At 69.2% G+C, this 25,434-nt stretch carries 22 protein-coding genes; 12 read left to right on the top strand and 10 right to left on the bottom strand.

Annotated features, from left to right (window positions below; all coding sequences use genetic code 11):
- Positions 1–122 precede the first annotated feature (122 nt).
- Complete coding sequence (locus tag ACIO3O_RS25765) at positions 123–1,565, bottom strand: CCA tRNA nucleotidyltransferase (RefSeq protein WP_401749680.1); 1,443 nt, start codon at positions 1,563–1,565, stop codon at positions 123–125.
- 181 nt (positions 1,566–1,746) lie between these two features.
- Between ACIO3O_RS25765 and ACIO3O_RS25760 the strand changes: the two genes are divergently transcribed.
- The 7 genes from ACIO3O_RS25760 (at position 1,747) to trxA (ending at position 11,198) form a co-directional block, all read left to right on the top strand.
- Positions 1,747–4,062: a DUF6049 family protein gene (locus tag ACIO3O_RS25760; protein ID WP_401749678.1), complete on the top strand. Its 2,316-nt coding sequence runs from the start codon at positions 1,747–1,749 to the stop codon at positions 4,060–4,062.
- A gap of 52 nt (positions 4,063–4,114) precedes the next feature.
- On the top strand, positions 4,115–6,265 hold the full coding sequence (gene murJ, locus ACIO3O_RS25755) for a murein biosynthesis integral membrane protein MurJ (protein WP_401749676.1): 2,151 nt from the start codon (positions 4,115–4,117) through the stop codon (positions 6,263–6,265).
- 120 nt (positions 6,266–6,385) lie between these two features.
- Positions 6,386–8,122: a protein kinase family protein gene (locus ACIO3O_RS25750; protein ID WP_401749673.1), complete on the top strand. Its 1,737-nt coding sequence runs from the start codon at positions 6,386–6,388 to the stop codon at positions 8,120–8,122.
- A gap of 30 nt (positions 8,123–8,152) precedes the next feature.
- Positions 8,153–8,857 (top strand): RNA polymerase sigma factor SigM, encoded by a 705-nt coding sequence (gene sigM / locus ACIO3O_RS25745; RefSeq protein ID WP_189822538.1) that lies wholly within the window; start codon positions 8,153–8,155, stop codon positions 8,855–8,857.
- Positions 8,854–9,720, top strand: coding sequence for a hypothetical protein (locus tag ACIO3O_RS25740; RefSeq protein ID WP_401749671.1), 867 nt, complete (start codon positions 8,854–8,856; stop codon positions 9,718–9,720). The genes sigM and ACIO3O_RS25740 overlap by 4 nt, the downstream gene beginning before the upstream one ends.
- Positions 9,721–9,846: 126 nt before the next feature.
- Entirely contained in the window at positions 9,847–10,821 is a 975-nt protein-coding gene (gene trxB / locus ACIO3O_RS25735) for a thioredoxin-disulfide reductase (RefSeq protein WP_401749669.1), read from the top strand.
- A 44-nt stretch (positions 10,822–10,865) separates the two neighbouring features.
- On the top strand, positions 10,866–11,198 hold the full coding sequence (trxA, locus tag ACIO3O_RS25730) for a thioredoxin (RefSeq protein WP_189822535.1): 333 nt from the start codon (positions 10,866–10,868) through the stop codon (positions 11,196–11,198).
- 96 nt (positions 11,199–11,294) lie between these two features.
- Here trxA and ACIO3O_RS25725 read toward each other — a convergent pair whose 3' ends face one another.
- The 9 genes from ACIO3O_RS25725 to rpmH all read right to left on the bottom strand — a co-directional run bounded on the left by ACIO3O_RS25725 (position 11,295) and on the right by rpmH (position 18,165).
- Positions 11,295–11,912 carry a GNAT family N-acetyltransferase gene (locus ACIO3O_RS25725; RefSeq protein WP_401749667.1) on the bottom strand — a complete coding sequence of 206 codons (618 nt, stop codon included), beginning with the start codon at positions 11,910–11,912 and terminating at the stop codon, positions 11,295–11,297.
- Between the two features lie 299 nt (positions 11,913–12,211).
- The gene (locus ACIO3O_RS25720; RefSeq protein WP_401749665.1) at positions 12,212–13,309 is read right to left on the bottom strand and encodes a ParB/RepB/Spo0J family partition protein; all 1,098 of its coding nucleotides are present in this window, start codon (positions 13,307–13,309) and stop codon (positions 12,212–12,214) included.
- Entirely contained in the window at positions 13,306–14,382 is a 1,077-nt protein-coding gene (locus ACIO3O_RS25715) for a ParA family protein (RefSeq protein ID WP_401749663.1), read from the bottom strand. Before ACIO3O_RS25715 ends, ACIO3O_RS25720 begins: the two co-directional genes overlap by 4 nt.
- Before the next feature lie 253 nt (positions 14,383–14,635).
- Complete coding sequence (gene rsmG, locus ACIO3O_RS25710) at positions 14,636–15,355, bottom strand: 16S rRNA (guanine(527)-N(7))-methyltransferase RsmG (RefSeq protein ID WP_401749661.1); 720 nt, start codon at positions 15,353–15,355, stop codon at positions 14,636–14,638.
- A gap of 103 nt (positions 15,356–15,458) precedes the next feature.
- Positions 15,459–15,977, bottom strand: a complete 519-nt coding sequence (locus ACIO3O_RS25705; protein WP_189822530.1) for a R3H domain-containing nucleic acid-binding protein — start codon at positions 15,975–15,977, stop codon at positions 15,459–15,461.
- 14 nt (positions 15,978–15,991) lie between these two features.
- On the bottom strand, positions 15,992–17,251 hold the full coding sequence (yidC, locus tag ACIO3O_RS25700) for a membrane protein insertase YidC (RefSeq protein WP_401749659.1): 1,260 nt from the start codon (positions 17,249–17,251) through the stop codon (positions 15,992–15,994).
- A 3-nt stretch (positions 17,252–17,254) separates the two neighbouring features.
- The gene (yidD, locus tag ACIO3O_RS25695; protein ID WP_401749656.1) at positions 17,255–17,611 is read right to left on the bottom strand and encodes a membrane protein insertion efficiency factor YidD; all 357 of its coding nucleotides are present in this window, start codon (positions 17,609–17,611) and stop codon (positions 17,255–17,257) included.
- A complete protein-coding gene (rnpA, locus tag ACIO3O_RS25690) occupies positions 17,608–18,009 on the bottom strand; it encodes a ribonuclease P protein component (RefSeq protein WP_189822527.1) in 402 nt (133 codons plus the stop codon). The genes yidD and rnpA overlap by 4 nt, the downstream gene beginning before the upstream one ends.
- Positions 18,010–18,027: 18 nt before the next feature.
- Positions 18,028–18,165, bottom strand: coding sequence for a 50S ribosomal protein L34 (gene rpmH, locus ACIO3O_RS25685; RefSeq protein WP_014137019.1), 138 nt, complete (start codon positions 18,163–18,165; stop codon positions 18,028–18,030).
- Positions 18,166–18,563: 398 nt separating this feature from the next.
- Between rpmH and dnaA the strand changes: the two genes are divergently transcribed.
- The 5 genes from dnaA to ACIO3O_RS25660 all read left to right on the top strand — a co-directional run bounded on the left by dnaA (position 18,564) and on the right by ACIO3O_RS25660 (position 25,219).
- Complete coding sequence (dnaA, locus tag ACIO3O_RS25680; protein WP_401749653.1) at positions 18,564–20,411, top strand: chromosomal replication initiator protein DnaA; 1,848 nt, start codon at positions 18,564–18,566, stop codon at positions 20,409–20,411.
- Positions 20,412–21,391: 980 nt separating this feature from the next.
- A complete protein-coding gene (gene dnaN / locus ACIO3O_RS25675; RefSeq protein ID WP_401749651.1) occupies positions 21,392–22,522 on the top strand; it encodes a DNA polymerase III subunit beta in 1,131 nt (376 codons plus the stop codon).
- A gap of 133 nt (positions 22,523–22,655) precedes the next feature.
- Entirely contained in the window at positions 22,656–23,537 is an 882-nt protein-coding gene (gene gnd / locus ACIO3O_RS25670; RefSeq protein ID WP_401749649.1) for a phosphogluconate dehydrogenase (NAD(+)-dependent, decarboxylating), read from the top strand.
- A 30-nt stretch (positions 23,538–23,567) separates the two neighbouring features.
- Complete coding sequence (gene recF, locus ACIO3O_RS25665; protein ID WP_401749647.1) at positions 23,568–24,689, top strand: DNA replication/repair protein RecF; 1,122 nt, start codon at positions 23,568–23,570, stop codon at positions 24,687–24,689.
- The gene (locus tag ACIO3O_RS25660) at positions 24,686–25,219 is read left to right on the top strand and encodes a DUF721 domain-containing protein (RefSeq protein WP_401749645.1); all 534 of its coding nucleotides are present in this window, start codon (positions 24,686–24,688) and stop codon (positions 25,217–25,219) included. The genes recF and ACIO3O_RS25660 overlap by 4 nt, the downstream gene beginning before the upstream one ends.
- The last annotated feature ends 215 nt before the right edge of the window (positions 25,220–25,434 follow it).

Genomic DNA, 25,434 nt, shown 5'->3' with positions numbered 1-25,434 from the left:
AACATCACGCCGCCACACGGCAGCCCACCGCACACGGCTCGATGTTTCACGTGAAACATCCGCAGCCACGCATGACGACGGGCCGATGTTTCACGTGAAACATCGGCCCGTTCGCTCACGCCTCAGGCCTGCTGCGCCCACCACTCCTTGAGTGCGGCCACCGCGTCCTCGTGCGCCATCGGGCCGTTCTCCAGGCGAAGTTCCAGCAGGAACTTGTAGGCCTGACCGATCGCGGGACCGGGGCTGATACCCAGGATCTCCATGATCTGGTTGCCGTCCAGGTCGGGCCGGATCGAGTCCAGCTCCTCCTGCTCCTGGAGCTGCGCGATGCGCTCCTCCAGCCCGTCGTAGGCCCGGGAGAGCGCGGTGGCCTTGCGCTTGTTGCGGGTGGTGCAGTCCGAGCGGGTCAGCTTGTGCAGCCGGTCCACGAGCGGGCCCGCGTCGCGCACGTACCGTCGGACGGCCGAGTCGGTCCACTCCCCGGTGCCGTAGCCGTGGAAGCGCAGGTGCAGCTCCACCAGCTTCGACACGTCCTTGATCATGTCGTTGGAGTACTTCAGCGCGGTCATGCGCTTCTTGGCCATCTTCGCGCCGACCACTTCGTGGTGGTGGAAGGAGACCCGGCCGTCCTTCTCGAAGCGGCGCGTGCGCGGCTTGCCGATGTCGTGCAGCAGCGCGGCCAGCCGCAGGGTGAGGTCCGGGCCGTCCTCCTCCAGGTCGATGGCCTGCTGGAGAACGATCAGGGAGTGCTCGTAGACGTCCTTGTGCCGGTGGTGCTCATCGCTCTCCAGGCGCAGCGCGGGCAGCTCGGGCAGCACGTGCGCCGCCAGCCCGGTGTCGACCAGCAGCGAGAGGCCCTTGGCGGGGTGCGCGGAGAGCAGCAGCTTGTTGAGCTCGTCACGCACCCGCTCGGCGGAGACGATCTCGATGCGCTCCGACATCGCGGTCATCGCGGCGACGACCTCGGGGGCGACCTCGAAGTCCAGCTGGGCGGCGAAGCGGGCGGCGCGCAGCATCCGCAGCGGATCGTCGGAGAAGGAGTCCTCCGGGGTGCCGGGCGTGCGCAGCACCTTCGCCGAGAGGTCCTCCAGGCCACCGTGCGGGTCGACGAACTCCTTCTCCGGGAGCGCGACGGCCATCGCGTTCACGGTGAAGTCGCGGCGGACGAGGTCCTCCTCGATGGAGTCGCCGTAGGACACCTCGGGCTTGCGCGAGGTCCTGTCGTACGCCTCGGAGCGGTACGTGGTGACCTCCACCAGGTAGCCGTCCTTCTGGCAGCCGACCGTCCCGAAGGCGATCCCGACCTCCCACACGGCGTCCGCCCACGGCCGGACGATCTTCAGTACGTCCTCGGGCCGGGCATCGGTGGTGAAGTCCAGGTCGTTGCCGAGCCGGCCCAGGAGCGCGTCCCTCACCGATCCCCCGACCAGGGCGAGGCGGAAGCCCGCCTCCTGGAAACGGCGGGCGAGGTCGTCGGCGACGGGTGAGACCCGCAGCAGTTCGCTGACTGCGCGGCGCTGCACCTGGCTCAGGGCGCTGGAGTGGTCTTCGTTGGCGTTCGGCACAACAGAAAAGGGTACGTGCCCCCGCCGGGCGGAGTGTCATCGTTTTCCGCGGCCCTGAGAGACTCATGCGATCACGTGGCGCAGTCCGCGGCACTTCGACGCCGCGCGCATCGTTACCATGCGTGGACGCAGCAACCGGACAACCATCAACGGCAGCCAACGAAGAGGGACGGGCGAGCGCGTGGCCGAGGCGGCAGACTTTCAGGGGATGACTCCTTCTCCTGCCCGCCGATGGGCCCTGCGCACGGCATCCCTGCTGGTCGGGGCACCCTTCCTGGTCGGTATGACGCAACTGACGCCCGCACCGGCCGCCTACGCAGCGGAGGACGCCACGGGGTCACGCACCGTGGACGTGGCACTCAACGCGGTGACGCCCTCGGCACCGGTGAAGGGCGACACCGTCACCCTCTCCGGCACGGTCACCAACACCGGCCGCACCCCTGTCACCGAAGCCCACCTCGGCCTGCGCGTCGGCACCAGGCTCTCCGGCCGCACCCAGCTCGACACCGCGGCGGACCGCACCGGCTTCACCGAGGGCACGGAACCCGAAGAGCTGAAGTCGTACGCCGTCAAGGTCCCCGAACTGGCACCGGGCATAAGCACGGACTTCAGCCTGGCCGTCCCGGTCGACAAACTGGACCTCGACGACCCCGGCGTGTACCAGCTGGGTGTGACGCTCTCCGGGAAGACCAAGGGGAACGGCACCGAGCAGGTCCTGGGCGTCGAGCGCACCTTCCTCCCGTGGCAGAGCGACCAGGTGAAGAAGAAGACGCAGTTCACCTACCTGTGGCCGTTGATCTCCACGACCCGGCTGTCCGCCGAGACCGGCTCCGACGAGCAGCAGACCCCCGTCTTCGAGAACGACGGCCTCGCCAAGGAGCTCGCCCCGGGCGGGCGGCTGGAGCAGCTCGTCTCGCTGGGCGACGAACTGCCCGTGACCTGGGTGATCGACCCCGACCTGCTCGCCACCGTCGAAGCGATGGTGAAGGGCTACACGGTCCAGGACAAGGACACCGGCACCAAGGTCCCCGGCACGGCGGAGAACCGGAACGTCGCCAAGAACTGGCTGAACGCGCTGGAGAAGGCGGTGAAGGACCAGAAGGTGGTGGCGCTGCCCTTCGCCGACCCCGATCTGGCCTCGCTCGCCCACCGCGGCAAGAAGGTGCCCGGCTCCCTCAACCAGCTCCAGCGGGCCACCGAGGCCGCCGCGATCACCGTCGACTCGATCCTGCACGTCAAGCCGTCCACCGACTTCGCCTGGCCGGTGGACGGAGCCGTCGACCCGGCGATCGTCAACGCGGCCACCTCGGCAGGCGCCCACAACGTGATCGCCCGCAGTGACAGCCTGCGCGAGCGGGGCAAACTCCTCTACACGCCGACCGCCGCCCGCCCCATCGGCGCGGGACGCACCGCCGTGGTCGCCGACGCCCGGCTCTCCACGGCCTTCCAGGGCGACATGTCCACGGCGGAGAACTCGACGCTCGCCGTCCAGCAGTTCCTCGCCCAGACGCTGGCACTGACCCTCCAGGACGAGGACAAGCAGCGCAGCATCGTCGTCGCCCCCCAGCGCATGCCCAGCGTCACCCAGGTCCAGACGATGGCCTCCGCCCTGCGCGCCCTGAGCGCCGGACGCTGGACCCAGCCGCTCGACCTGGAGGCGGCGGCCAAGGTCAAGCCGGACCCCGCCGCCACCACCCAGGTGCCCGGCTACGCGTCGTACCCGAACAAGCTGCGCGACCGGGAGCTCCCGACCTCCGCCTTCGAGACCATCAAGGCCACCCAGCACAGGCTGGACCAGTTCAAGGTGGTCCTGACCCGCCCGGAGCGGGTGGTCACCCCGTTCGGCAACGCCATAAACCGCGAGATGTCGACCTCCTGGCGCGGCAAGGACACCGCGGCGGACGCCTACCGGGCGGACGTCCAGAACTATCTGCTGGCCCTCACCAAAGAAGTCAACCTGATCGAGAAGTCCACGGCGACCCTTTCGGGGCGCAGCGCGACGATCCCGGTGACGGTGCAGAACAAGCTGGTGCAGGACGTCGACCACCTGGTGCTGCGCCTCCGCTCGACCATGCCGACCCGGCTCAAGCTGGGCGAGGGCGAGGGTCAGGCGGAGACCAATGTGCCGATCAAGGTCCGCGGCGGGCACAGCCAGTCCGTGAAGATCCCCACGACCGCCAACGCCAACGGCAAGGTCCTGGTCGTCGCGCAGCTGTTCACCGAGGACAACACCCCGTACGGCCTCCCGATGGAGTTCACGGTCAAGGTCAACGAGGTCACCCCCACGATCATGCTCGTGATCGCCGGAGGTGTGCTCCTGCTGGTGCTCGCCGGAATCAAGATGTACTCGCAGCGCAAGCGCGCGGCTGCCCGGGGCGATGCCCCCGAGGACGGCACGGAACAGACAGAGGACCCCGAGCAGCCGAGTGACCCGCCCACGGACACCGGTCCGGAAAGCGGGGAGCCCAAGGCCACGGGTGAGAAAGTGGACCGTTGAGCGATGTCGTGATGTCGTGGCCGTCGGCCGGGGACGATGAGGTGGGGTTGCAATGAACGCGCCGTACGACGGTGACCGCGGCCAGCGCGCGGGCGGCGATGCGGCGGGCCACGCCCCGCCGCAGCAGCCCGCACCGGATGCCCCGGACGACCCGTACCTCCGCTCCGCGTACGACCACGACCCGTACCGGTCGCAGGACCTCTCCGCGCAGGACCCGGTGACCGAGGCGCTCTACGACCGCGCCGCGCACCCCCCGCCGCCGCCCGGCACCTACCCGGACACCCCGCCGCTCTACCAGCAGCCGGCCGCACCCCAGCACGCCCCCGACCCCCGGGTGTGGGCGCAGACCCCGCCGCCGGAGCCGGACGGCCCGTCCCGCCACCTGCCGTACGGGGACGACGCGCGCACCGTGCAGTTCACCGGCGTCGACGACCTGGTGACCCGGGCCAGCCAGGAGGAACAGCCGGAGAAGGACGCCTTCGCGCACCTCTACCGCGACCAGCAGACCCCCGGAATCCCCGCCCCCGCGACCCCGGAACCGCAGGCCGCCGCGCCTGCCGCGCCGAAGAAGCCCGCGGGCCGCGCGGCGGGCCTCATGAAGTCCAGCGCCGTCATGGCCATGGGCACCATGGTCTCCCGCCTCACCGGCTTCATCCGCTCCGCGCTGATCATCGCCGCGCTCGGCGCGGGCCTGCTCGGCGACACCTTCCAGGTCGCCTACCAGCTGCCGACGATGATCTACATCCTCACCGTCGGCGGCGGCCTCAACTCGGTCTTCGTACCGCAGCTGGTGCGCGCCATGAAGGACGACGCGGACGGCGGCGAGGCGTACGCCAACCGCCTGCTCACCCTGGTCACGGTCGCCCTCGGCGCGCTCACCGCCCTCGCGATGGTCTTCGCGCCGCTGCTGGTGCGCTTCCTGTCGGTGCCGATCTCCAGCAACCCGGAGTCCAACGACGTCGCGGTGACCCTGCTGCGCTACTTCCTGCCCACGATCTTCTTCATGGGCGTCCACGTGGTGATGGGCCAGATCCTCAACACGCGCGGCAAGTTCGGCGCGATGATGTGGACGCCGGTCCTCAACAACATCGTCATCATCGCCACCCTCGGCATGTTCATCTGGGTGTACGGCACCTCGGCGAGCTCCGGGATGACCGTCTCGACCATCCCGCCGGAGGGCGAGCGCCTGCTGGGCGTCGGCGTCCTGCTGGGCCTGGTCGTGCAGGCCCTGGCGATGATCCCCTACCTGCGCGAGACCGGCTTCAAGCTGCGTCCGCGCTTCGACTGGAAGGGCCAGGGCCTCGGCAAGGCGGCCAAGCTGGCCAAGTGGACGATCCTGTTCGTCCTCGCCAACCAGGTCGGCGCGGTCGTCGTCATCCAGCTCGCCACCGCCGCCGTCGGCAAGCACGGCGAGGGCATCGGCTTCGCGGCCTACGCCAACGCCCAGCTGATCTGGGGTCTCCCGCAGGCCATCATCACCGTCTCCCTGATGGCCGCCCTGCTGCCGAGGCTCTCCCGCTCGGCCAACGAGAACGACGCCGGCGCCGTCCGCGACGACATCTCGCAGGGCCTGCGCACCACCGCCGTCGCCATCGTCCCGATCGCCTTCGCCTTCCTCTCCCTCGGCGTGCCGATCTGCACCCTGATCTTCGGCTCCTCGGGCGTCACCGCCGCCACGAACATGGGCTACATGCTGATGGCCTTCGGTCTCGGCCTGATCCCCTACTCCGTGCAGTACGTCGTCCTGCGCGCCTTCTACGCGTACGAGGACACCCGCACGCCCTTCTACAACACGGTCATCGTCGCCGCCGTCAACGCCGGAGCCTCGGCGCTGTGCTACCTCCTGCTGCCCGACCGCTGGGCCGTCACCGGGATGGCGGCCGCGTACGGACTCGCCTACGCCATCGGTGTCGGCATCGCCTGGCAGCGGCTGCGCAAGCGGCTGGGCGGCGACCTGGACGGCGCGAACGTCCTCCGTACGTACGCACGTCTCGCGATTGCCTCGATTCCCGCAGCCATGCTTGCCGGTGGAGTGGGGTACGCGCTCTCCCAGGCCCTCGGCCAGGGGGTCTTCGGTTCGATCGCGGCGCTGGTCGTCGGCGGTGCGGTCCTGCTCGGGGTCTTCTTCGTCGCGGCGAAGAAGATGCGCATCGCGGAACTGAACGCCCTGGTCGGCATGGTCCGCGGACGCCTCGGACGCTGAGCCGGCACAGCGTCCGCACCGCCCTCGTCCGCCGCCGCATGTCGTGCGCAGCGGCGGACTGTGGGCACAATTGACAGGGCTGCACAGCAGCGCGCAACGAATGGGGAGGCAGGAACGACGGTGGCGGAACGTAGCACGGCTGCCGTCGACGTGGCCGACAACAGCGGTGACGGTCCCACTCCCGCCCCCGGCGGAGAAGGACCGACCACCGCCTGTGCGGACGGAGCCACGGCCGACGGGGTGGCGGAAGGCCAGGACACACCGGAGATGAGCACGCAGGACGAGCCCGGCACGAAGAAGGGCACGGAGTCCCCGATCGTCGCGCCCGAACTGCACAGCGGCCACAAGCTGGCCAGACGCTACCGCCTGGAGGAATGCCTCACCCGGCTCGACGGCTTCAGCAGCTGGCGCGCCGTCGACGAAAAGCTGCGCCGCGCCGTCGGGGTCCACCTGCTGCCCGCGGACCACGCCCGGGCCCGTTCGGTGCTCGCCGCCGCCCGCTCCTCCGCACTGCTGGGCGACCCCCGCTTCGTCCAGGTCCTGGACGCCGTCGAGGAGAACGACCTCGTCTACGTCGTCCACGAGTGGCTGCCCGACGCCACCGAGCTGACCGCCATCCTCGCCTCCGGCCCGCTGGAGCCGCACGACGCGTACCAGCTGGTCAGCCAGGTCTCCCAGGCCATGGCCGCCGCCCATCGCGAGGGCCTGGCCCACCTCCAGCTCACCCCGAACGCCGTCCTGCGCACCTCCACCGGCCAGTACCGCATCCGCGGCCTCGCGGTGAGCGCCGCCCTGCGCGGCATCACCTCCGAGCGCCCGCAGCTCACCGACACCGAGGCCATCGGCGCCCTGCTGTACGCCTCGCTGACCCAGCGCTGGCCGTACGAGAGCGACGCCTACGGCCTCACCGGGCTCCCCAAGGGCATCGGGCTGATCGCCCCCGACCAGGTACGGGCGGGCGTCCACCGGGGCCTGTCCGAGCTCGCCATGCGGGCCCTGGCCAACGACGGCGCGACCGCCTCCCGGCAGGAACCGCCCTGCACGACCCCCGACGAGCTGGCCAAGGCGGTCGCGGCGATGCCCCGCGTCCGCCCGCCGGAGCCCGCCTTCACCCCGCGCCCCGACTACCAGCGCACCACCTACCAGCAGGGCGCCTACGGGCGTCAGCAGCCGGGCCCTCCCTCGGCGACGCAACCCGTACCGGTGCCGCCGCGCCCGCTCCAGAGCCGTACCGGACGGGCCCTGAAGTGGGGGGTGGCCTCGCTCCTCATCGCCGCTCTCGGCCTGGGCAGCTGGCAGCTCGCCGACACCCTCCTGGACCGCAAGAACTCGGGCGATCCACCGGAAATCTCCACCAACCACGGCGGCAACGAGAAGCCCAAGCCCGTAGGACCGCTCGCCATCAAGGGCGCCCAGGAGTACTACCCGGACGGCAAGGCGCAGCACCCCGAGGACGTCGGCAAGACGTACGACGGCGACAGCTCCACGTACTGGCGCTCCTACTCCTTCAAGGGCGGGCCGGTGCTCGCCCCGTTCAAGCAGGGCGTCGGCATCGTCTACGACCTCGGCGCGACCAAGGACGTGTCGACCGCGTCGATACAGCTCAACTACAGCGGCAGCAAGACCGCCATCTCCCTGTACGCCGCGAAATCCCTCTCCTCGTCGACACCTCTCGAGTCGATGAAGAAGTTCGCAGATACCGAAACCGAGGGCACGACGGCCGCTCTGCGGGCAAAGTCTCCTGTGAAGACCCGGTACGTACTTGTGTGGATCACGGCCATGCCGCAGGCTCCCTACGATCAGTACAGCGACGCGGGGTACAAGCAGGCCATAACCGATGTGAAGTTCACAGGCTGACTCAGCCGCCGGGGGGAAGGGGGCTCACCGTTGGACGAGGTCACACTGCGCGATGCCGACGACCAGGAACTCCTGGCCCAGCACGTCGGAGGAGACCCCGACGCCTTCGGTGAACTCGTACGCCGCCACCGCGACCGGCTCTGGGCGGTGGCCCTGCGCACGCTGGGCGACCGCGAGGAGGCCGCCGACGCGGTGCAGGACGCCCTGGTCTCCGCCTACCGGGCCGCCCACACCTTCCGCGGCCAGTCCGCCGTCACCACGTGGCTGCACCGAATAACGGTGAACGCCTGCCTGGACCGCGCCCGCAAGGCCGCCTCCCGCAAGACCTCCCCCGTGGACGACACCGACCGGCTCGACCAGCTCCTGGAGCCCCACGAGTCCGCCGAGGCCCCCGCCGAACGCCAGGACCTGCACCGCGAACTCCTGGCCGCCCTGCGCACCCTCCCCGCCGAACAGCGGGCCGCACTCGTCCTCGTCGACATGCAGGGATACCCGGTGGCAGAGGCCGCGCGCGTCCTCGACGTACCCACCGGAACGGTGAAAAGCCGCTGCGCACGCGGTCGGGCCCGGCTTCTCCCGCTCCTCACTCATCTGCGCACCGGCACCGGGGGTAGCGAAGACCTCGGAGGGGGAAGGAACCGGAGGCCGGGGACATCCGTCCCACCGGCAACGGAACCGAGGGACGCAGGGCCGAACGGTCCTGCCGCTGTGAAGGGCGGAGGTGGGCGCGCGTGACATCGACGACCGGAACGGCTCAGCACCCGGATGTCGCGGAGATCTCCGATCTCACGGAGGGGCTGCTGTCGCCGTCCCGCACCCAGGACGTACGCCGTCACGTCGACGGCTGCGGCCTGTGCGCCGACGTCCAGCTGTCCCTGGAGGAGATCCGCGGACTGCTCGGCACCCTGCCCGGGCCGCAGCGGATGCCCGCCGACATCGCCGGACGGATCGACGCCGCACTCGCCGCCGAAGCACTGCTGGACTCCACGACGCCCGGGACGACCGCCGACGTGTCGGCCGATGTTTCACGTGAAACATCGCAGGCTCCCGCCCGGCCGCTCGCCGACCGCCCGGCCGGGCACTCCCGTGGAACGACCGGCCCGGGACGTTCCTCCTCGCGCAGGCCGCGTCACCGCGCGGTGTGGAGCGCCGTGCTGGGAGCCGCAGCCCTGGGCCTCGGCGCCCTGCTCGTCCAGAACCTCTCGACGGGTGGCGTGAGCACGGACAAGCAGAGCACCACGAAGGCCGCACAGAGCCCGCAGTTCGCGGGTGCCCCCCTGGCGACACAGGTGGACACGCTGCTGGACGCCCCGAAGTACCTGCGGGGCGACAAGAACGCCCCGTCGGTCGGCGCCCAGGACGTACCTCTTGCCAAGGAGCCGGTCCCCGCCTGCGTACGGCAGGGCACCGGCAGGACCGAGAGCCCGATCGCGAGCAAGCAGGGTGTCTACGAGGGCAAGCAGGCCTTCCTGCTCGTGCTGCCGCACACGTCCGACCCTGCGCAGGTCCAGGCGTACGTCGTGGATGCGACCTGTGTCGGGACGACGCCCACCGGCAAGGGCGAACTGCTGCTCACGAACGCCTACCCCCGCCGCTGACACTCGCGCCAAAGCCGCTCGGCCGTCTCGGGAATGCCAGCCCCGTAGTATCCGTTGGGTGGGGTGGAAGGTTCAGACCGGGCCCCGGTTGGCAGTAGGCAGTCTGCAGAGACGAGGAAGAAACCCGTGAGCGACGTCCGTAATGTGATCATCATTGGCTCCGGGCCGGCCGGCTACACCGCCGCGCTGTACACCGCGCGCGCGTCGCTGAAGCCGCTGGTGTTCGAAGGCGCCGTCACCGCCGGCGGTGCGCTGATGAACACCACCGAGGTCGAGAACTTCCCCGGCTTCCGTGACGGCATCATGGGCCCGGACCTGATGGACAACATGCGCGCCCAGGCCGAGCGCTTCGGCGCCGAGCTGATCCCCGACGACATCGTCTCGGTGGACCTCACCGGCGACATCAAGACGGTCACCGACACCGCCGGCACCGTGCACCGCGCCAAGGCAGTGATCATCTCCACCGGTTCGCAGCACCGCAAGCTGGGCCTGCCCCAGGAGGACGCCCTCTCCGGACGCGGCGTCTCCTGGTGCGCCACCTGCGACGGCTTCTTCTTCAAGGACCACGACATCGCCGTGGTCGGCGGCGGCGACACCGCGATGGAGGAGGCCACGTTCCTCTCCCGCTTCGCGAAGTCCGTCACCATCGTCCACCGCCGTGACACCCTGCGCGCCTCCAAGGCGATGCAGGAGCGCGCCTTCGCCGACCCGAAGATCAAGTTCGCCTGGGACAGCGAGACCGCTTCCCTCGAAGGCGACCAGAAGCTCTCCGGGATCACGCTGCGCAGCACCAAGACCGGCGAGACCGCTCCGCTCGACGTGACCGGCCTGTTCATCGCCGTCGGCCACGACCCGCGCAGCGAGCTCTTCAAGGGCCAGGTCGAGCTGGACGACGAGGGCTACGTGAAGGTCGAAGCCCCCTCGACCCGCACCAACCTCGCCGGTGTCTTCGCCGCCGGTGACGTCGTCGACCACACCTACCGGCAGGCCATCACGGCCGCGGGCACCGGCTGCTCCGCCGCGCTCGACGCGGAGCGCTACCTCGCGTCGCTCGCCGACAGCGAGAAGGTGGCCGAGCCCGAGAAGACCCCCGCCGCCTGAACCCCACCCCCACCCCACACCCCTGAGAAGTGAAGGAGGCCGCCGTGGCCGGCGACCTGAAGAACGTGACCGACGACTCCTTCGACGAGATCGTCCTCAAGAGCGACAAGCCCGTCCTCGTCGACTTCTGGGCCGCCTGGTGCGGTCCGTGCCGCCAGATCGCCCCGTCCCTGGAGGCCATCGCCGCCGAGCACGGCGACAAGATCGAGGTCGTCAAGCTCAACATTGACGAGAACCCGGCCACCGCTGCCAAGTACGGCGTCATGTCCATCCCGACGCTGAACGTCTACCAGAACGGCGAGGTCGCCAAGACGATCGTCGGCGCCAAGCCGAAGGCCGCGATCGTCCGCGACCTGGACCCGTTCATCGGCGAGTAATCACCGCCGTTGTTTCACGTGAAACACTGAGGCCCGCTCCCGTCAGGGGTGGGCCTCAGTGCTTTTCCGCCGCAGGAGCCGCAGCACGCCGATCCGCTACAGCGGCCGCAGCACCGGGTCCTTCTGCACGACGCCCAGCAGCTTGTCCAGCGCCAGCTCCACGTCTTCCTTCCAGGAGAGCGCCGTCCGCAGCTCCAGCCGGAGCCGGGGATGCGTGGGATGCGGGCGGACCGTCTTGAACCCGACCGACAGCAGATGTTCCGCGGGCAGCAGACAGCCGGGCTCCTTCCACCGGGCATCGCCGAACGCCTCGATCGCCTTGAAGCCGCGCCCCAGCAGGTCCTTCGCCACGGTCTGCACCATCACCCGCCCCAGCCCCTGCCCCTGGTAACCGGGCACGATCAGGGACGTCATCAGCTGCACGGCGTCCGGCGACACCGGACTCGTGGGGAACGCCGTGGCCCGGGGCACGTACGCCGGCGGTGCGTACAGCACGAAGCCCACCGGGACCTCGTCCACGTAGACGACCCGGCCGCAGGACCCCCACTCCAGGAGCACGGCGGAGATCCAGGCCTCCTTCTCCCGTTCGGCCCGGCCCTCCGCTATTGCCGCTTCACCGCGGACGGGGTCGAGTTCCCAGAAGACGCAGCCGCGACACCGCCGGGGGAGATCCGCAAGGTTGTCCAGCGTGAGCGGTACGAGCCGACGCCCCAAGGCCGTTCCCCACTTTCTTCGCCTGCCGCACCGCGGGCGGCACTCAGCGCGCTCCATTCCCGGAGCAGGCTGCCGACGAATCCGCCGACCGCCCCGATTCCCAGTCCCGCAGTCACCAGTTGGCTCCGGCTCACCGATCGCATGGCTCCGTTCCCCCTTCGAGGTGGATCACAGTGGATGCGCCGTACCACGAGGCATCGTATCCACCGGGCAATCGCACGGATACCGACGACAAGCAAAGGGCGGGGGTGTTCCGGCCACTGCCGGAACACCCCCGCCCTTCACAGGACTTCGGGAGATCAGCTCTCCTGGTCCTGCCCGTCCTGCTCGCTCAGGCTCTTCTCCAGAACCCGTCCCTCGCCCGGGGCGAGGGTGCCGAGGATGCGCTCCAGATCCTCCACCGAGGCGAACTCGACGGTGATCTTGCCCTTCTTCTGCCCCAGGTCGACCTTCACCCGGGTCTCGAAGCGGTCGGACAGCCGCGATGCCAGGTCCGACAGCGCGGGAGCCATCCGGGCACCGGCCCGCGGGCCCTTCGGCTTGACCGTCTTCTTCGGCTCGGACTCCATCATCTTGACGATCTCCTCGGTCGTACGGACCGAGAGACCTTCCTGGACGATGCGCTTCGCGAGGTGCTCCTGCGCCTCGGAGTCCTCCAGGCCGAGCAGCGCCCGGGCATGGCCACCGGAGAGCACTCCGGCCGAGACCCGCTTCTGCACGGCCATCGGGAGCCTCAGCAGACGCAGCGTGTTGGAGACCTGCGGGCGCGAACGCCCGATCCGGTCGGCCAGCTGGTCGTGCGTGCAGCCGAAGTCCTTGAGCAGCTGGTCGTACGCCAGTGCCTCTTCCACCGGGTTCAGCTGGGCCCGGTGCAGGTTCTCCAGCAGGGCGTCGAGGAGGAGCTTGTCGTCCTCGGTCGCCCGGATGATCGCCGGAATGCGCTCCAGACCCGCTTCACGGCTGGCCCGCAGACGGCGCTCGCCCATGATGAGCTGGAAGCTCTCCGGGCCCAGTTGCCGCACCACGACCGGCTGGAGGAGCCCCACTTCCTTGATGGAGGTGATCAGCTCGGCCAGCGCGTCCTCGTCGAACACGCGACGCGGCTGCTGCGGGTTCGGCGTGATCGAGTCCAGCGGAAGTTCCGCGAAGAACGCTCCCACCGGCACCTGGAGAGCAGCCGTATCGGGCTCCTGCTCCGGGGTCACCGGTGCTTCCGGTGTGCGGGGCGGCAGCGATGTTTCACGTGAAACATCGCTCTCCCGCAGCGCGGTCACCTTCGCCGCGGCCACCCCGCGCTCTGCGGTCGCCGTGCCGGCGCCGGGTACCTGCGGCTCCCGGGAGGCATTCGGAATCAGTGCCTGGAGCCCACGCCCCAGTCCCCTACGTCGCTCGCTCATTGGACACCCTCCGCCACACCGTGCTGATTGTTCTGGTCGACAGCATGGGCGTGCTGCGCGTCGTAGTAGACACCGGCCCCCCGCAGCGCGATCTCCCGCGCCGCCTCGAGGTACGACAGCGAGCCGCTGGAGCTCGGGTCATAGGTGAGCACGGTCTGCCCATAGCTGGGAGCCTCCGAGATCCGGACGGACCTCGGGATGCTGGTCTTGAGGACTTCCTTGGCGAAGTGGCTGCGCACTTCCTCCGCCACCTGCGAGGCGAGCCTGGTCCGACCGTCGTACATGGTCAGCAGAATCGTGGAGACGTGGAGTTCGGGGTTGAGATGCCCGCGCACCAGTTCCACGTTCCGCAGGAGCTGGCCGAGCCCTTCCAGCGCGTAGTACTCGCACTGAATCGGGATCAGCACCTCCTCACCGGCGACCATCGCGTTGACCGTCAGCAGTCCCAGGGACGGCGGGCAGTCGATGAGGACGTAGTCCAGCGGCTGTTCGTAGGCCTGGATGGCCCGCTGGAGCCTGCTCTCACGTGCCACCAGCGACACCAGTTCGATCTCCGCACCGGCGAGATCGATGGTGGCCGGGGCGCAGAAGAGCCCTTCGACGTCTCGGACGGGCTGGACCACGTCCGACAGCGGCTTGCTGTCGATCAGCACGTCATAGATGGAGGGGACTTCGGAGTGGTGGTCGATTCCCAGTGCCGTGGAGGCGTTGCCCTGCGGATCGAGGTCGATCACCAGGACCCGTGCACCGTGCAGTGCGAGCGAGGCGGCGAGGTTGACCGTGGTCGTGGTCTTCCCCACTCCGCCCTTCTGGTTGGCAACCACCATCACGCGTGTCTGCTCGGGCTTCGGGAGACCCTCGCCGGTACGGCCGAGGGCATCCACCGCCACCTGGGCAGCACGCCCGACAGGGGTGTCGTCCGGCAGGGGCGATGTTTCACGTGAAACATCGGCTCCTGCCGCTTCGGAACGGGGGCCGGGGACCGGATCGGTCATCGGTCCCGCGATGTTGGCGTCGGACCGCAAGGATTCACTCTCCTCGACTTCAGGCTCGTAGTGCTCAGAGCCTGTCACGCTTAGGGGGTCATGAACCAGTGAGGCCCGTTCTCCTGTGGAAGAACCCGCTCTTGTGGACAACCCCATGACCCTTTCGGGCCTCGATTCGTGCGGGGCGGCAGCAGCACGGCCCCGGCTGATGATTCCTTGCAGCAACGAGCGACGTTTCACGTGAAACACGATGCCTGCGTGGACTCATCGGAAGACCCCGACACTCCGCGCCGCGCAGGCGCGGCACCTTGTATGGAGCATCGGGGCAGGATTCCGCCGTTCAGCGGCGGCGACGCGACCTTCCGGTCCGCGCGGCCTTGGCCCGCTTCGCCGCGAACCGCACACCGCCCGGGCTCTCGCCGACCTCGACCCGTACGACCGTGGACAGTGGATCCACCACACCGGTGCCGACCTGGAGCACCTCGGTCTTCACCACGCCCAGCTTGCCGAGCGCGGCCCGCGCACCCTTGAGCTCCTCTTCGGCGGTGTCGCCCTTGAGGGCGAGCATTTCGCCGTACGGACGCAGCAGCGGAACACCCCAGCCGGCCAGCCGGTCCAACGGCGCCACCGCGCGAGAAGTGACCACGTGGAAGGGCTCGACCTTGCCCATGACCTCTTCGGCCCGTCCCCGTACGACGGTGACGTGGTCCAGGCCCAGCAGCTCGACGGCTTCCTGGAGGAAGTTCGTACGCCGCAGCAGTGGCTCCAGAAGGGTGATCTTCAGGTCCGGGCGGGCGAGGGCGAGCGGGATGCCGGGCAGACCGGCGCCCGAGCCGACGTCGCAGACCGTGGTGTTCTGCGGGACGACCTCCGAGAGGACGGCGCAGTTCAACAGGTGCCGCTCCCACAGGCGCGGTACCTCGCGCGGGCCGATCAGACCGCGCTCGACCCCGGCGTCCGCGAGCAGCTCGGCGTACCGAACGGCCTGCGGGAAGTACTCACCGAATACCGCCTTGGCCTCTTCGGGCGCCTGGGGAAGCTCCGCTGCTGCCTCCGTCACGGGGACCGTCCTTCCGTACCGCACTGTGGGCTGACTATCAGGCTGACAAAGATCGGCCCCGTCTGCGAACAGAACAGACGGGGCCGAAAAAGCACGTATCCGGTCAGGCCGGGAGAACGACGACGAAGCGCTGGGGCTCTTCGCCCTCGGACTCGCTGCGCAGACCCGCCGCGGCGACCGCGTCGTGCACGACCTTGCGCTCGAACGGCGTCATCGGGTCCAGCTTCACGGGCGCGCCCGAGGTCTTCGCCTCGTCCGCGGCCTTGGCGCCGATCTCCGCGAGCTCTTCGCGCTTCTTGGCCCTAAAGCCCGCGATGTCCAGCATCAGACGGCTGCGGTCACCGGTCTCGCGGTGCACGGCCAGCCGGGTCAGCTCCTGAAGTGCTTCGAGCACCTCGCCGTCACGGCCCACGAGCTTCTGCAGGTCGCGGCCGTTGGAGTCGCTGATGATCGAGACAGCGGCCCGGTCGGCCTCGACGTCCATATCGATGTCGCCGTCCAGGTCGGCGATGTCGAGCAGACCCTCGAGGTAGTCGGCCGCGATCTCACCTTCCTGCTCCAGGCGCGTCAGGGTGTCGGTGCCCTCGGCGGGCGCGGAGGAAGTGGTGGTGCCGTCCGTCACGGGAGGACTCCTTCTTACTTCTTGGACGGGTGCTTGGGCCGCTGCGGGCCCTTGCGCTGCCCGGACTTGGCTTGGGAACGAGCAGCGGGCTTGCCCGCCGCCGTGGGCTTGGCGTCCTGCGCCGCGTCCTTCTTCTCCAAGGAGGTCTTGGAGTCGGAGTCCTCGGGAGCCTTCGCCGCCGTGCCCTGCTGGACGGTGGCCGACTGGCGCTTGGCCTTGGTCTGACGCTTGGGCTGCTGCCGCTTGGCGGCCGCGGCGCCACCCTCCGCCTCGGCGAGGGCGGTGGTGCTCCGGGAGACCGTGCCGTCCGCCTCGGCGACGAAGCCGGCCTTGGCCAGGCCGGTGATGAACTTGCGCTCGACGTCGTTGCGGTCGGGGCCCTTGGCGACGATCACCTTGACGACGTTGCGCTTGCGCTTGGCCTTGACCTGGCCCGACTCCACCGTGGACTTCAGCAGACGCTGCAGGTAGGAGTCCTGGGCCTTGCTGCCCGGCGTCGGGTTCTGGTTGATGACGTACATCTGCTGGCCCATGGTCCACACGTTGGTGGTCAGCCAGTAGACGAGGACACCGACGGGGAAGTTGATGCCCATCACCATGAACATCACCGGGAAGATGTACATCATCATCTTCTGCTGCTGCATGAACGGCGTCTTGACCGTGAGGTCGACGTTCTTCGTCATGAGCTGGCGCTGCGTGAAGAACTGCGAGGCCGACATCATCACGATCATGACCGCGGTGACGATCTTGACCGAGGTCGCCGAGGCGTCCAGGCTGGCGATCTTGTCGGCGCTGTCCATGAACTTCGCGGCCAGCGGGGCACCGAAGATGTGCGCCTGACGGGCGCTCTCCAGCAGCTGGTCGTTGATGACGCCGATCTTCTTGCCGTCGGCGATGCTGGAGAGCACGTGGTACAGGGCGAAGAAGAACGGGGACTGCGCCAGGATGGGAAGGCACGAGGAGAGCGGGTTGGTGCCCGTCTCCTTGTACAGCTTCATCATCTCTTCGGACTGACGCTGCTTGTCGCTCTTGTAGCGCTCCTGGATCGCCTTCATCTTCGGCTGGAGCACCTGCATGTTCCGCGTCGACTTGATCTGCTTCACGAAGAGCGGGATCAGGCAGATGCGGATGAGCACCACGAGGGACACGATGGACAGGCCCCAGGCCCACCCCGTGTCGGGTCCGAAGATGAACCCGTACACCTTGTGGAACTGGACGATGACCCAGGAAACGGGCCAGGTGATGAAGCTGAACAGACTGGCAATCGTGTCCACTAATCAAGCTCCTTGAGCATTGGGCGAGGTCTCTGCGGCCGGGCTCGGGGTCTGGTCGGACCCCGGAGAAGACACGCCGACGGCGGGCTTCTCGCCCTTGCTTCCGCGCCACGCGTCGCGCAGCGCTTCGTGCCAACGACGACGGGTGCGTGGTGGCACGTGGTCCACACCGCCGGGCGACCACGGGTTGCACCGCAGGATGCGCCAGGCGGTGAGAGCAGTGCCCTTCACCGCGCCGTGCCGGTCGATGGCCGTGAATCCGTAGTGGGAACACGACGGGTAGTACCTGCAGACCGGCCCGAGCAGCGGGCTGATGGTCCACTGGTACAGCTTGATGAGGGCCAGTAGCGGGTACTTCATCGCGTGCCTCTCCCCCGACCTTCGGTATGGGGAGCCCCGCCCAGCAGCCGCTGCAGTGCGGCGTCCAGGTCTCGGGCCAGCTGTGCGTGGTCGGCGTCACCCGCTCCGGGCAGCGCCCGTACGACCACCAGGCTACCGGGGGGCAGCTCGGCGATCCGTTCGCGCATGAGGTGGCGCAGTCTCCGCTTCACCGCGTTGCGTACGACGGCAACGCCAACGGCCTTGCTCACGACGAAACCCGCACGCGTCGGGGGAGTGCTCTCCCCTGCCGCGTGCGGGTCCGTTGCACCGCTACTGCGTAGGTGGACGACGAGAAGCGGGCGGCCTGCGCGGCGCCCTCGTCGTACCGCGGTCGCGAAGTCCTCGCGCCGCCTCAGCCGGTTCTCGGTAGGCAGCACGTCATGACCCGTACGGGATCAGGCGGACAGCTCAGTGCGGCCCTTGGCACGGCGGTTCGCCAGGATGGCGCGGCCGGCGCGGGTACGCATGCGCAGACGGAAGCCGTGGGTCTTGGCGCGACGGCGGTTGTTCGGCTGGAAGGTGCGCTTGCTCACTCGGGGGCTCCAGAAATGAATCGGGGGTGGCGAACACATCGCCTGGCTGTCACCGTGCGCCCACGAGGAAGCTCGCAACGCTCTCAGTGCACCGCTTCACGATCATTGACCATGATCTTTGCCCATCGGAGGCAGGCGGCAGCAGCCATCGACAACTCGACCTGGTTACGGTACGCGCGGCTACGCCATCCGGTCAAACCGGGGCCAGTCGGGGGCCCTCTGTGCACAGCCTGTGGACAACAACTTGAACCGCGTGAGCTGCCGCGACTACCGTGGCACAACCAGGATTCAGGCATTCGTCGACAAGCGGCCCTTGTGTCCCTGCCCGTCCAGCCTGTCCGTCCCGTCCCGTCCCTTAAGAACCACACCTTCGTGGGACCTGTGAGAGAGCGTGCCCTGTGGCTGACGTACCTGCCGATCTTGCCGCAGTGTGGCCACGCGTGCTGGAGCACCTGCTCGGGGAGGGACAGCAGGGTGTCGAGGCCAAGGACAAGCAGTGGATCGAGCGCTGCCAGCCCCTCGCGCTGGTCGCCGACACCGCCCTGCTGGCCGTCCCCAACGAGTACAGCAAGCAGGTCCTCGAGGGTCGTCTGGCGCCGCTCGTCAGCGAGGCCCTGAGCCGTGAGTGCGGGCGTCCGATCCGGATCGCCATCACCGTCGACGACTCGGTCGGCGAGGCCCCCGCCCCCGTACGGCAGCAGTCCCACCAGCAGTCCTCCTACCCGGCACAGCGCCAGCAGGGTCAGCACGGGCAGCAGCACGACGAGCCGCAGCAGCGTGATGTTCGCGACAGCCGCGACGACCGTGACGCGTACGACTCCTACGGCCACCGTCCCTCCGACGACGGCCTGCCCGTGGCCCGCCCCGCCTACCCCGAGTACCGCCAGCAGTCGCGCCCCGCGCCCGGCACCTGGCCCGGCGCGCAGGAGGACCACGGCGGCTGGCAGCAGCCCCGGCTCGGCGGCTTCCAGGAGCGCGACCCCTACTCCCGGCCGCCGCAGCACGACTACCGCTCGCAGCTCCCCGACCGGCAGTCCTACGACCAGCCGTCGTCGTACGAGCCCCAGCGGCAGGAGCGCGCGGAGCGCCAGGACCGGCCGGACCGGCATGAACACGTACCGCGGCACGGCGGCGGTCCGTCGCTGCCCGCCTCCAGCGGCGCACCCGGCCCGCTGGCCGCGCAGCCCGCGCCGGCGCCCGGCCCCGGCGAGCCGCACGCGCGCCTGAACCCCAAGTACCTCTTCGACACCTTCGTCATCGGCTCCTCGAACCGGTTCGCGCACGCGGCCGCGGTCGCCGTCGCCGAGGCACCGGCGAAGGCGTACAACCCGCTCTTCATCTACGGCGAGTCCGGTCTCGGCAAGACGCACCTGCTGCACGCGATCGGCCACTACGCGCGCAGCCTCTACCCGGGCACGCGGGTGCGGTACGTGAGCTCGGAGGAGTTCACCAACGAGTTCATCAACTCCATCCGCGACGGCAAGGGCGACGCCTTCCGCAAGCGCTACCGCGACGTGGACATCCTGCTCGTCGACGACATCCAGTTCCTGGCGAGCAAGGAGTCGACGCAGGAGGAGTTCTTCCACACCTTCAACACCCTGCACAACGCGAACAAGCAGATCGTGCTGTCCTCCGACCGGCCGCCCAAGCAGCTGGTCACGCTGGAGGACCGGCTGCGCAACCGCTTCGAGTGGGGCCTGACCACCGACGTGCAGCCGCCGGAGCTGGAGACGCGGATCGCGATCCTCCGCAAGAAGGCGGTGCAGGAGCAGCTCAACGCCCCGCCGGAGGTCCTGGAGTTCATCGCCTCCCGCATCTCGCGCAACATCCGCGAGCTGGAGGGGGCGCTGATCCGGGTCACGGCCTTCGCGAGCCTGAACCGGCAGCCGGTGGACCTCGGTCTCACCGAGCAGGTGCTGAAGGACCTCATCCCCGGCGGCGAGGACGCCTCCCCGGAGATCACGGCCCCGGCCATCATGTCGGCGACCGCGGACTACTTCGGGCTGACGGTGGACGACCTGTGCGGTTCCTCGCGCAGCCGCGTGCTGGTGACGGCCCGGCAGATCGCGATGTACCTGTGCCGTGAGCTGACCGACCTGTCGCTGCCGAAGATCGGCGCACAGTTCGGCGGCCGCGACCACACGACGGTGATGCACGCCGACCGCAAGATCCGGGCCCTGATGGCGGAGCGGCGCTCCATCTACAACCAGGTCACGGAGCTCACCAACCGCATCAAGAACGGCTGACAGAGCCGCCGTTACGAGGGTTGCGTCGACGAAGGGCGCCCGGAGGCCACTGGTCTCCGGGCGCCCTTGCGTGTGCTCCGTGAGCGGCCTGTGGGTTGCCCCAGAAGCGTTCTCCGGGCGGCCGCTCCGCTCCTGTCCGAGCATCTCCGGCACCCGTTTCCGGGGCTCCGCGACGTTTTCCCAAGGCTGTTGACGGGTGCTCGGCACATCCCGCTGTTCGAATTCGGGCCTCTGGGCTGGAGTTCTCCACAGATCCTGGGACGATGTTCCGTCCACACCCTGGGGACTGCGGAGTTGTCCAGATTATGTCCACAGGGGCGGTTGCTGAGGCTTCATCACCCCAGGTCAGGTGCTTGTGGAATTGTGGCAAACAATGATCCACAGCCTGTGGACAAGATTTTCCTCCACAGGGGGCCGAAGGAGTTGTCCACGGGCAGCCCACAGGCTGAGCCGTCTTGTCCCCAGCTTCTCCACACGGCTGTCCACTGTTCGGCAACGCGACACCCCTTCTCACCGGGTCGAGTGAAAGGCGTCACACCAAGGAGGTCGGTTGGGCTGTGGGGAAGGTGGGTAAAGCTGGGGACACAGCTGTGGGGAAGTGGCCCCTGCCTGTGCACCGGGTGTGCAGAACTCCGCCCCGTCCACAGAACAGGCAAGTTGTCCACGGGTCCCACCCACAGGGGCAGTGGACAAAAAAGTGGGTCTGAGCTGCGAAAACGGGGTTATCCACGGTTTCCACAGGCCCTACTACTACTCCCACTCAGAGAGAGCCCGGAATCCGCAAAGAAGAAGGCCCTGTGTACAACTCGGCCCGGAACCTCCAGGCCGCTCTCGGCCCGACTTGACCGGCGGCAGCACCGAGTGTCGGTGGCGTACGTCAGACTGGTCCCCGGTGAACCTCCCCCGCCGACGGCAGGGAGACACCGATCCAGACGACGAAAGCCAGCAGGGCGAGCCAGCAACAGCAGGAGGCGGTTCCGGTGAAGATCCGGGTGGAGCGCGATGTACTCGCGGAGGCGGTGGCCTGGACGGCCCGCAGCCTCCCGGCCCGTCCGCCGGTGCCCGTCCTCGCGGGCCTTCTGCTGAAGGCCGAGGAGGGCGCTCTGAGCCTCTCCGGCTTCGACTACGAGGTCTCGGCCCGTGTGTCGGTCGACGCGGAGATCGAGGAGGACGGCACGGTCCTGGTGTCGGGGCGTCTGCTCGCCGACATCTGCCGCGCCCTCCCCAACCGGCCGGTGGAGATTTCCACAGACGGTGTACGGGCGACCGTGGCCTGCGGCTCCTCGCGGTTCACACTCCACACCCTCCCTGTGGAGGAGTACCCGGCGCTGCCGCAGATGCCGACCGCCACGGGCACCGTCCCCGGTGAGGTCTTCGCGTCCGCCGCCGCCCAGGTGGCCATCGCCGCCGGCCGCGACGACACGCTCCCCGTCCTGACCGGTGTGCGCATCGAGATCGAGGGCGACACCGTCACGCTGGCCTCCACCGACCGCTACCGCTTCGCGGTCCGCGAGTTCCTGTGGAAGCCGGAGGACCCGGAGGCCTCCGCGGTCGCCCTGGTGCCCGCCAAGACGCTCCTGGACACCGCCAAGTCCCTGACCAGCGGTGACACGGTCACGATCGCGTTGTCGGGCTCCGGCGCCGGTGAGGGCCTGATCGGCTTCGAGGGCGCGGGCCGCCGTACGACGACCCGGCTGCTCGAAGGCGACCTGCCGAAGTACCGGACGCTGTTCCCGACCGAGTTCAACTCGGTGGCCGTCATCGAGACCGCCCCGTTCGTCGAGGCCGTCAAGCGCGTGGCCCTGGTCGCCGAGCGCAACACCCCGGTCCGGCTGACCTTCGAGCAGGGCGTCCTGATCCTCGAAGCGGGTTCCAGCGACGATGCACAGGCTGTGGAGCGCGTCGACGCCAACCTCGACGGCGACGACATCTCGATCGCCTTCAACCCGACCTTCCTGCTGGACGGTCTGAGCGCCATCGACTCCCCGGTCGCCCAGCTCTCGTTCACCACGTCCACCAAGCCGGCGCTGCTCAGCGGCCGCCCGGCCGCGGACGCCGAGGCGGACGACGCGTACAAGTACCTGATCATGCCGGTGCGTCTGTCCGGCTGACCTGTTCAGCAGTGCCGTGCAGGCCCGGAGCCCTGGTGGCCCCGGGCCTCACGTGCCCCTCGGGCCGTCCGCACAAGCCGGGCGTAGGCTCGTACCTGGGTACGAATCGCCTCGAAGCTAAAGGAATCTTCTGATGGAGCTCGGTCTCGTCGGCCTCGGCAAGATGGGCGGCAACATGCGCGAGCGCATCCGCCGCGCAGGCCACACCGTCATCGGTTACGACCGCAACGCGGACGTCGCGGATGTCCACAGCCTGGAAGAGCTTGTGGGCAAGCTCAAGGGCCCCCGCGTCGTGTGGGTCATGGTCCCGGCGGGTGACGCGACCCAGTCCACGATCGACGCCCTGGGCGAGCTGCTCTCCCCCGGTGACGTAGTCGTCGACGGCGGCAACTCGCGCTGGACGGACGACGAGAAGCACGCCGAGGAGCTGCAGGCCAAGGGCATCGGCTTCGTCGACTGCGGTGTGTCCGGCGGTGTCTGGGGCCTGGAGAACGGCTACGCGCTGATGTACGGCGGCGACGCCGACAACGTCGCGAAGGTCCAGCCGGTCTTCGACGCCCTCAAGCCCGAGGGCGAGTTCGGCTCGGTCCACGCGGGCAAGGTCGGCGCCGGCCACTTCGCGAAGATGGTCCACAACGGCATCGAGTACGCCATGATGCAGGCCTACGCCGAGGGCTGGGAGCTCCTGGAGAAGGTCGACTCCGTCACCGACGTGCGCGAGGTCTTCCGCTCCTGGCAGGACGGCACGGTCATCCGTTCCTGGCTGCTGGACCTCGCGGTCAACGCGCTCGACGACGACGAGCACCTGGAGGGCCTGCGCGGCTACGCCGCCGACTCCGGCGAGGGCCGCTGGACCGTCGAGGCCGCCATCGACAACGCCGTGCCGCTGCCCGCGATCACGGCCTCCCTGTTCGCGCGGTTCGCCTCGCGGCAGGACGACTCCCCGCAGATGAAGATGATCGCCGCGCTGCGCAACCAGTTCGGCGGCCACGCGGTCGAGTCCAACAAGAAGTAAGCGCGGTCGGGGGAAGGTCGGCGCACCACCATGCACGTCACGCATCTGTCGCTGGCCGACTTCCGCTCGTACGCCCGGGTCGAAGTTCCGCTCGACCCGGGCGTCACCGCTTTTGTGGGGGCGAACGGGCAGGGCAAGACCAATCTCGTCGAGGCGATCGGCTACCTCGCCACGCTCGGCAGCCACCGCGTCTCCTCGGACGCCCCGATGGTGCGGATGGGCGCCGAGCGTGCCGTGATCAGGGCGGCCGTCACCCAGGGCGAGCGCTCCCAGCTGGTCGAGCTGGAGCTCAATCCGGGCCGCGCGAACAGGGCCCGTATCAACAGGTCCTCGCAGGTCAGGCCCCGGGACGTGCTGGGGATCGTACGGACCGTGCTGTTCGCGCCCGAGGATCTTGCCCTGGTGAAGGGCGATCCGGGCGAGCGCCGGAAGTTCCTGGACGAGCTGGTCACGGCGCGCTCCCCGCGCATGGCCGGGGTGCGGTCCGACTACGAGCGCGTACTGAAGCAGCGCAACACCCTCCTGAAGTCGGCGGCGATGGCCAGGCGGCACGGTGGGCGGTCCATGGACATGTCCACCATCGACGTGTGGGACCAGCACCTGGCGAAGGCCGGTGCCGAGCTGCTCGCCCAGCGTCTGGACCTCGTCGCGACCCTTCAGCCGCTGGCCGACAAGGCGTACGAGCAACTCGCGCCCGGCGGCGGCCCGTTGCTGCTGGAGTACCGCAGCTCGGCACCGGGCGAGGGACAGACCCGGGAGGAGCTGTACGGGCAGCTGCTGGAGGCGCTCGGTGAGGCGCGCAAGCAGGAGATCGAGCGGGGCGTGACCCTGGTCGGCCCGCACCGCGACGACCTGCTGCTGAAGCTGGGTCAGCTGCCCGCGAAGGGCTACGCGAGTCACGGGGAGTCCTGGTCGTACGCGCTGGCGCTGCGGCTCGCCTCGTACGACCTGCTGCGTGCCGAGGGCAATGAGCCCGTGCTCGTCCTGGACGACGTCTTCGCCGAGCTGGACGTGCGGCGGCGCGAGCGGCTGGCGGAGCTGGTGGCGCCCGGTGAGCAGGTGCTGGTGACGGCGGCGGTGGACGACGACGTCCCCGGAGTGCTGTCGGGGGTCCGGTACGGGGTGGCCGACGGAGAGGTGACCCGCCTGTGAGCGACGACCCGAAGAAGCCCGCTCCCCCGGAGTCCTCGGGTGTGGACCTCGCCCGGCAGGCCCTGGCCGCGGCGAAGGAGCAGGCGCGGGCGCGCGGGGCCGCGGCGCAGCAGAAGAAGACGGTGCGCCGGGGCGGGAGCATCCGGTCGGGGTCGGGGGCGGACGGCCGGGACCCGCTGAAGCTGGGGGCGGCGCTGGACCGGCTGAAGACCGAGCGCGGCTGGGAGATGCCGATCGCGGTCAGCGGGGTGATGGGGCGCTGGAAGGAGATCGTGGGCCCCGATGTCGCGCAGCACACCGAGCCGCTGAAGTACGACGAGGACGAGCGGATTCTCTGGGTGCGCTGCACCTCCACGGCGTGGGTGACGCAGATGAAGTACTTGCAGCCGAACCTGCTGAAGCGGCTCAACGGGGAGCTCGGCCGGGACACCGTGCGCCAGATCAGGCTGGAGGGTCCGAACGCACCGCAGCGGCGGTACGGGCCGCTGCGCGCGCCGGGGAGCACGGGGCCCGGGGACACGTACGGCTAGAGCCGGTGCGTCCCTGTTTCACGTGAAACATGACGAGGATGTTTCACGTGAAACCGGGCGGTGGGAGTGAGGCGTCCCTCACGGTAATGAGTGGTTGACAGCCCGAAGCGCTGGACGCCCTCTGGAGCCGCTTGGAGCCCCTCTCCGGATATGGGGAGTCGGGCGGCCCCGGTTCCGGGCGGCACATGCGGACTCAGGTACCGGCAAACCCCCAT

This window comes from Streptomyces sp. NPDC087440, from assembly GCF_044744005.1.
GTDB lineage: Bacteria > Actinomycetota > Actinomycetes > Streptomycetales > Streptomycetaceae > Streptomyces.
This window is presented reverse-complemented; position numbering and strand designations above follow the sequence as displayed.

Coding starts and splice junctions, on each gene's coding strand:
- murJ (WP_401749676.1), top strand. CDS start 4,115: ATGAACGCGCCGTACGACGGTGACCGCGGCCAGCGCGCGGGCGGCGAT.
- ACIO3O_RS25720 (WP_401749665.1), bottom strand. CDS start 13,309: ATGAGCGAGCGACGTAGGGGACTGGGGCGTGGGCTCCAGGCACTGATT.
- yidD (WP_401749656.1), bottom strand. CDS start 17,611: ATGAAGTACCCGCTACTGGCCCTCATCAAGCTGTACCAGTGGACCATC.
- gnd (WP_401749649.1), top strand. CDS start 22,656: ATGGAGCTCGGTCTCGTCGGCCTCGGCAAGATGGGCGGCAACATGCGC.
- recF (WP_401749647.1), top strand. CDS start 23,568: ATGCACGTCACGCATCTGTCGCTGGCCGACTTCCGCTCGTACGCCCGG.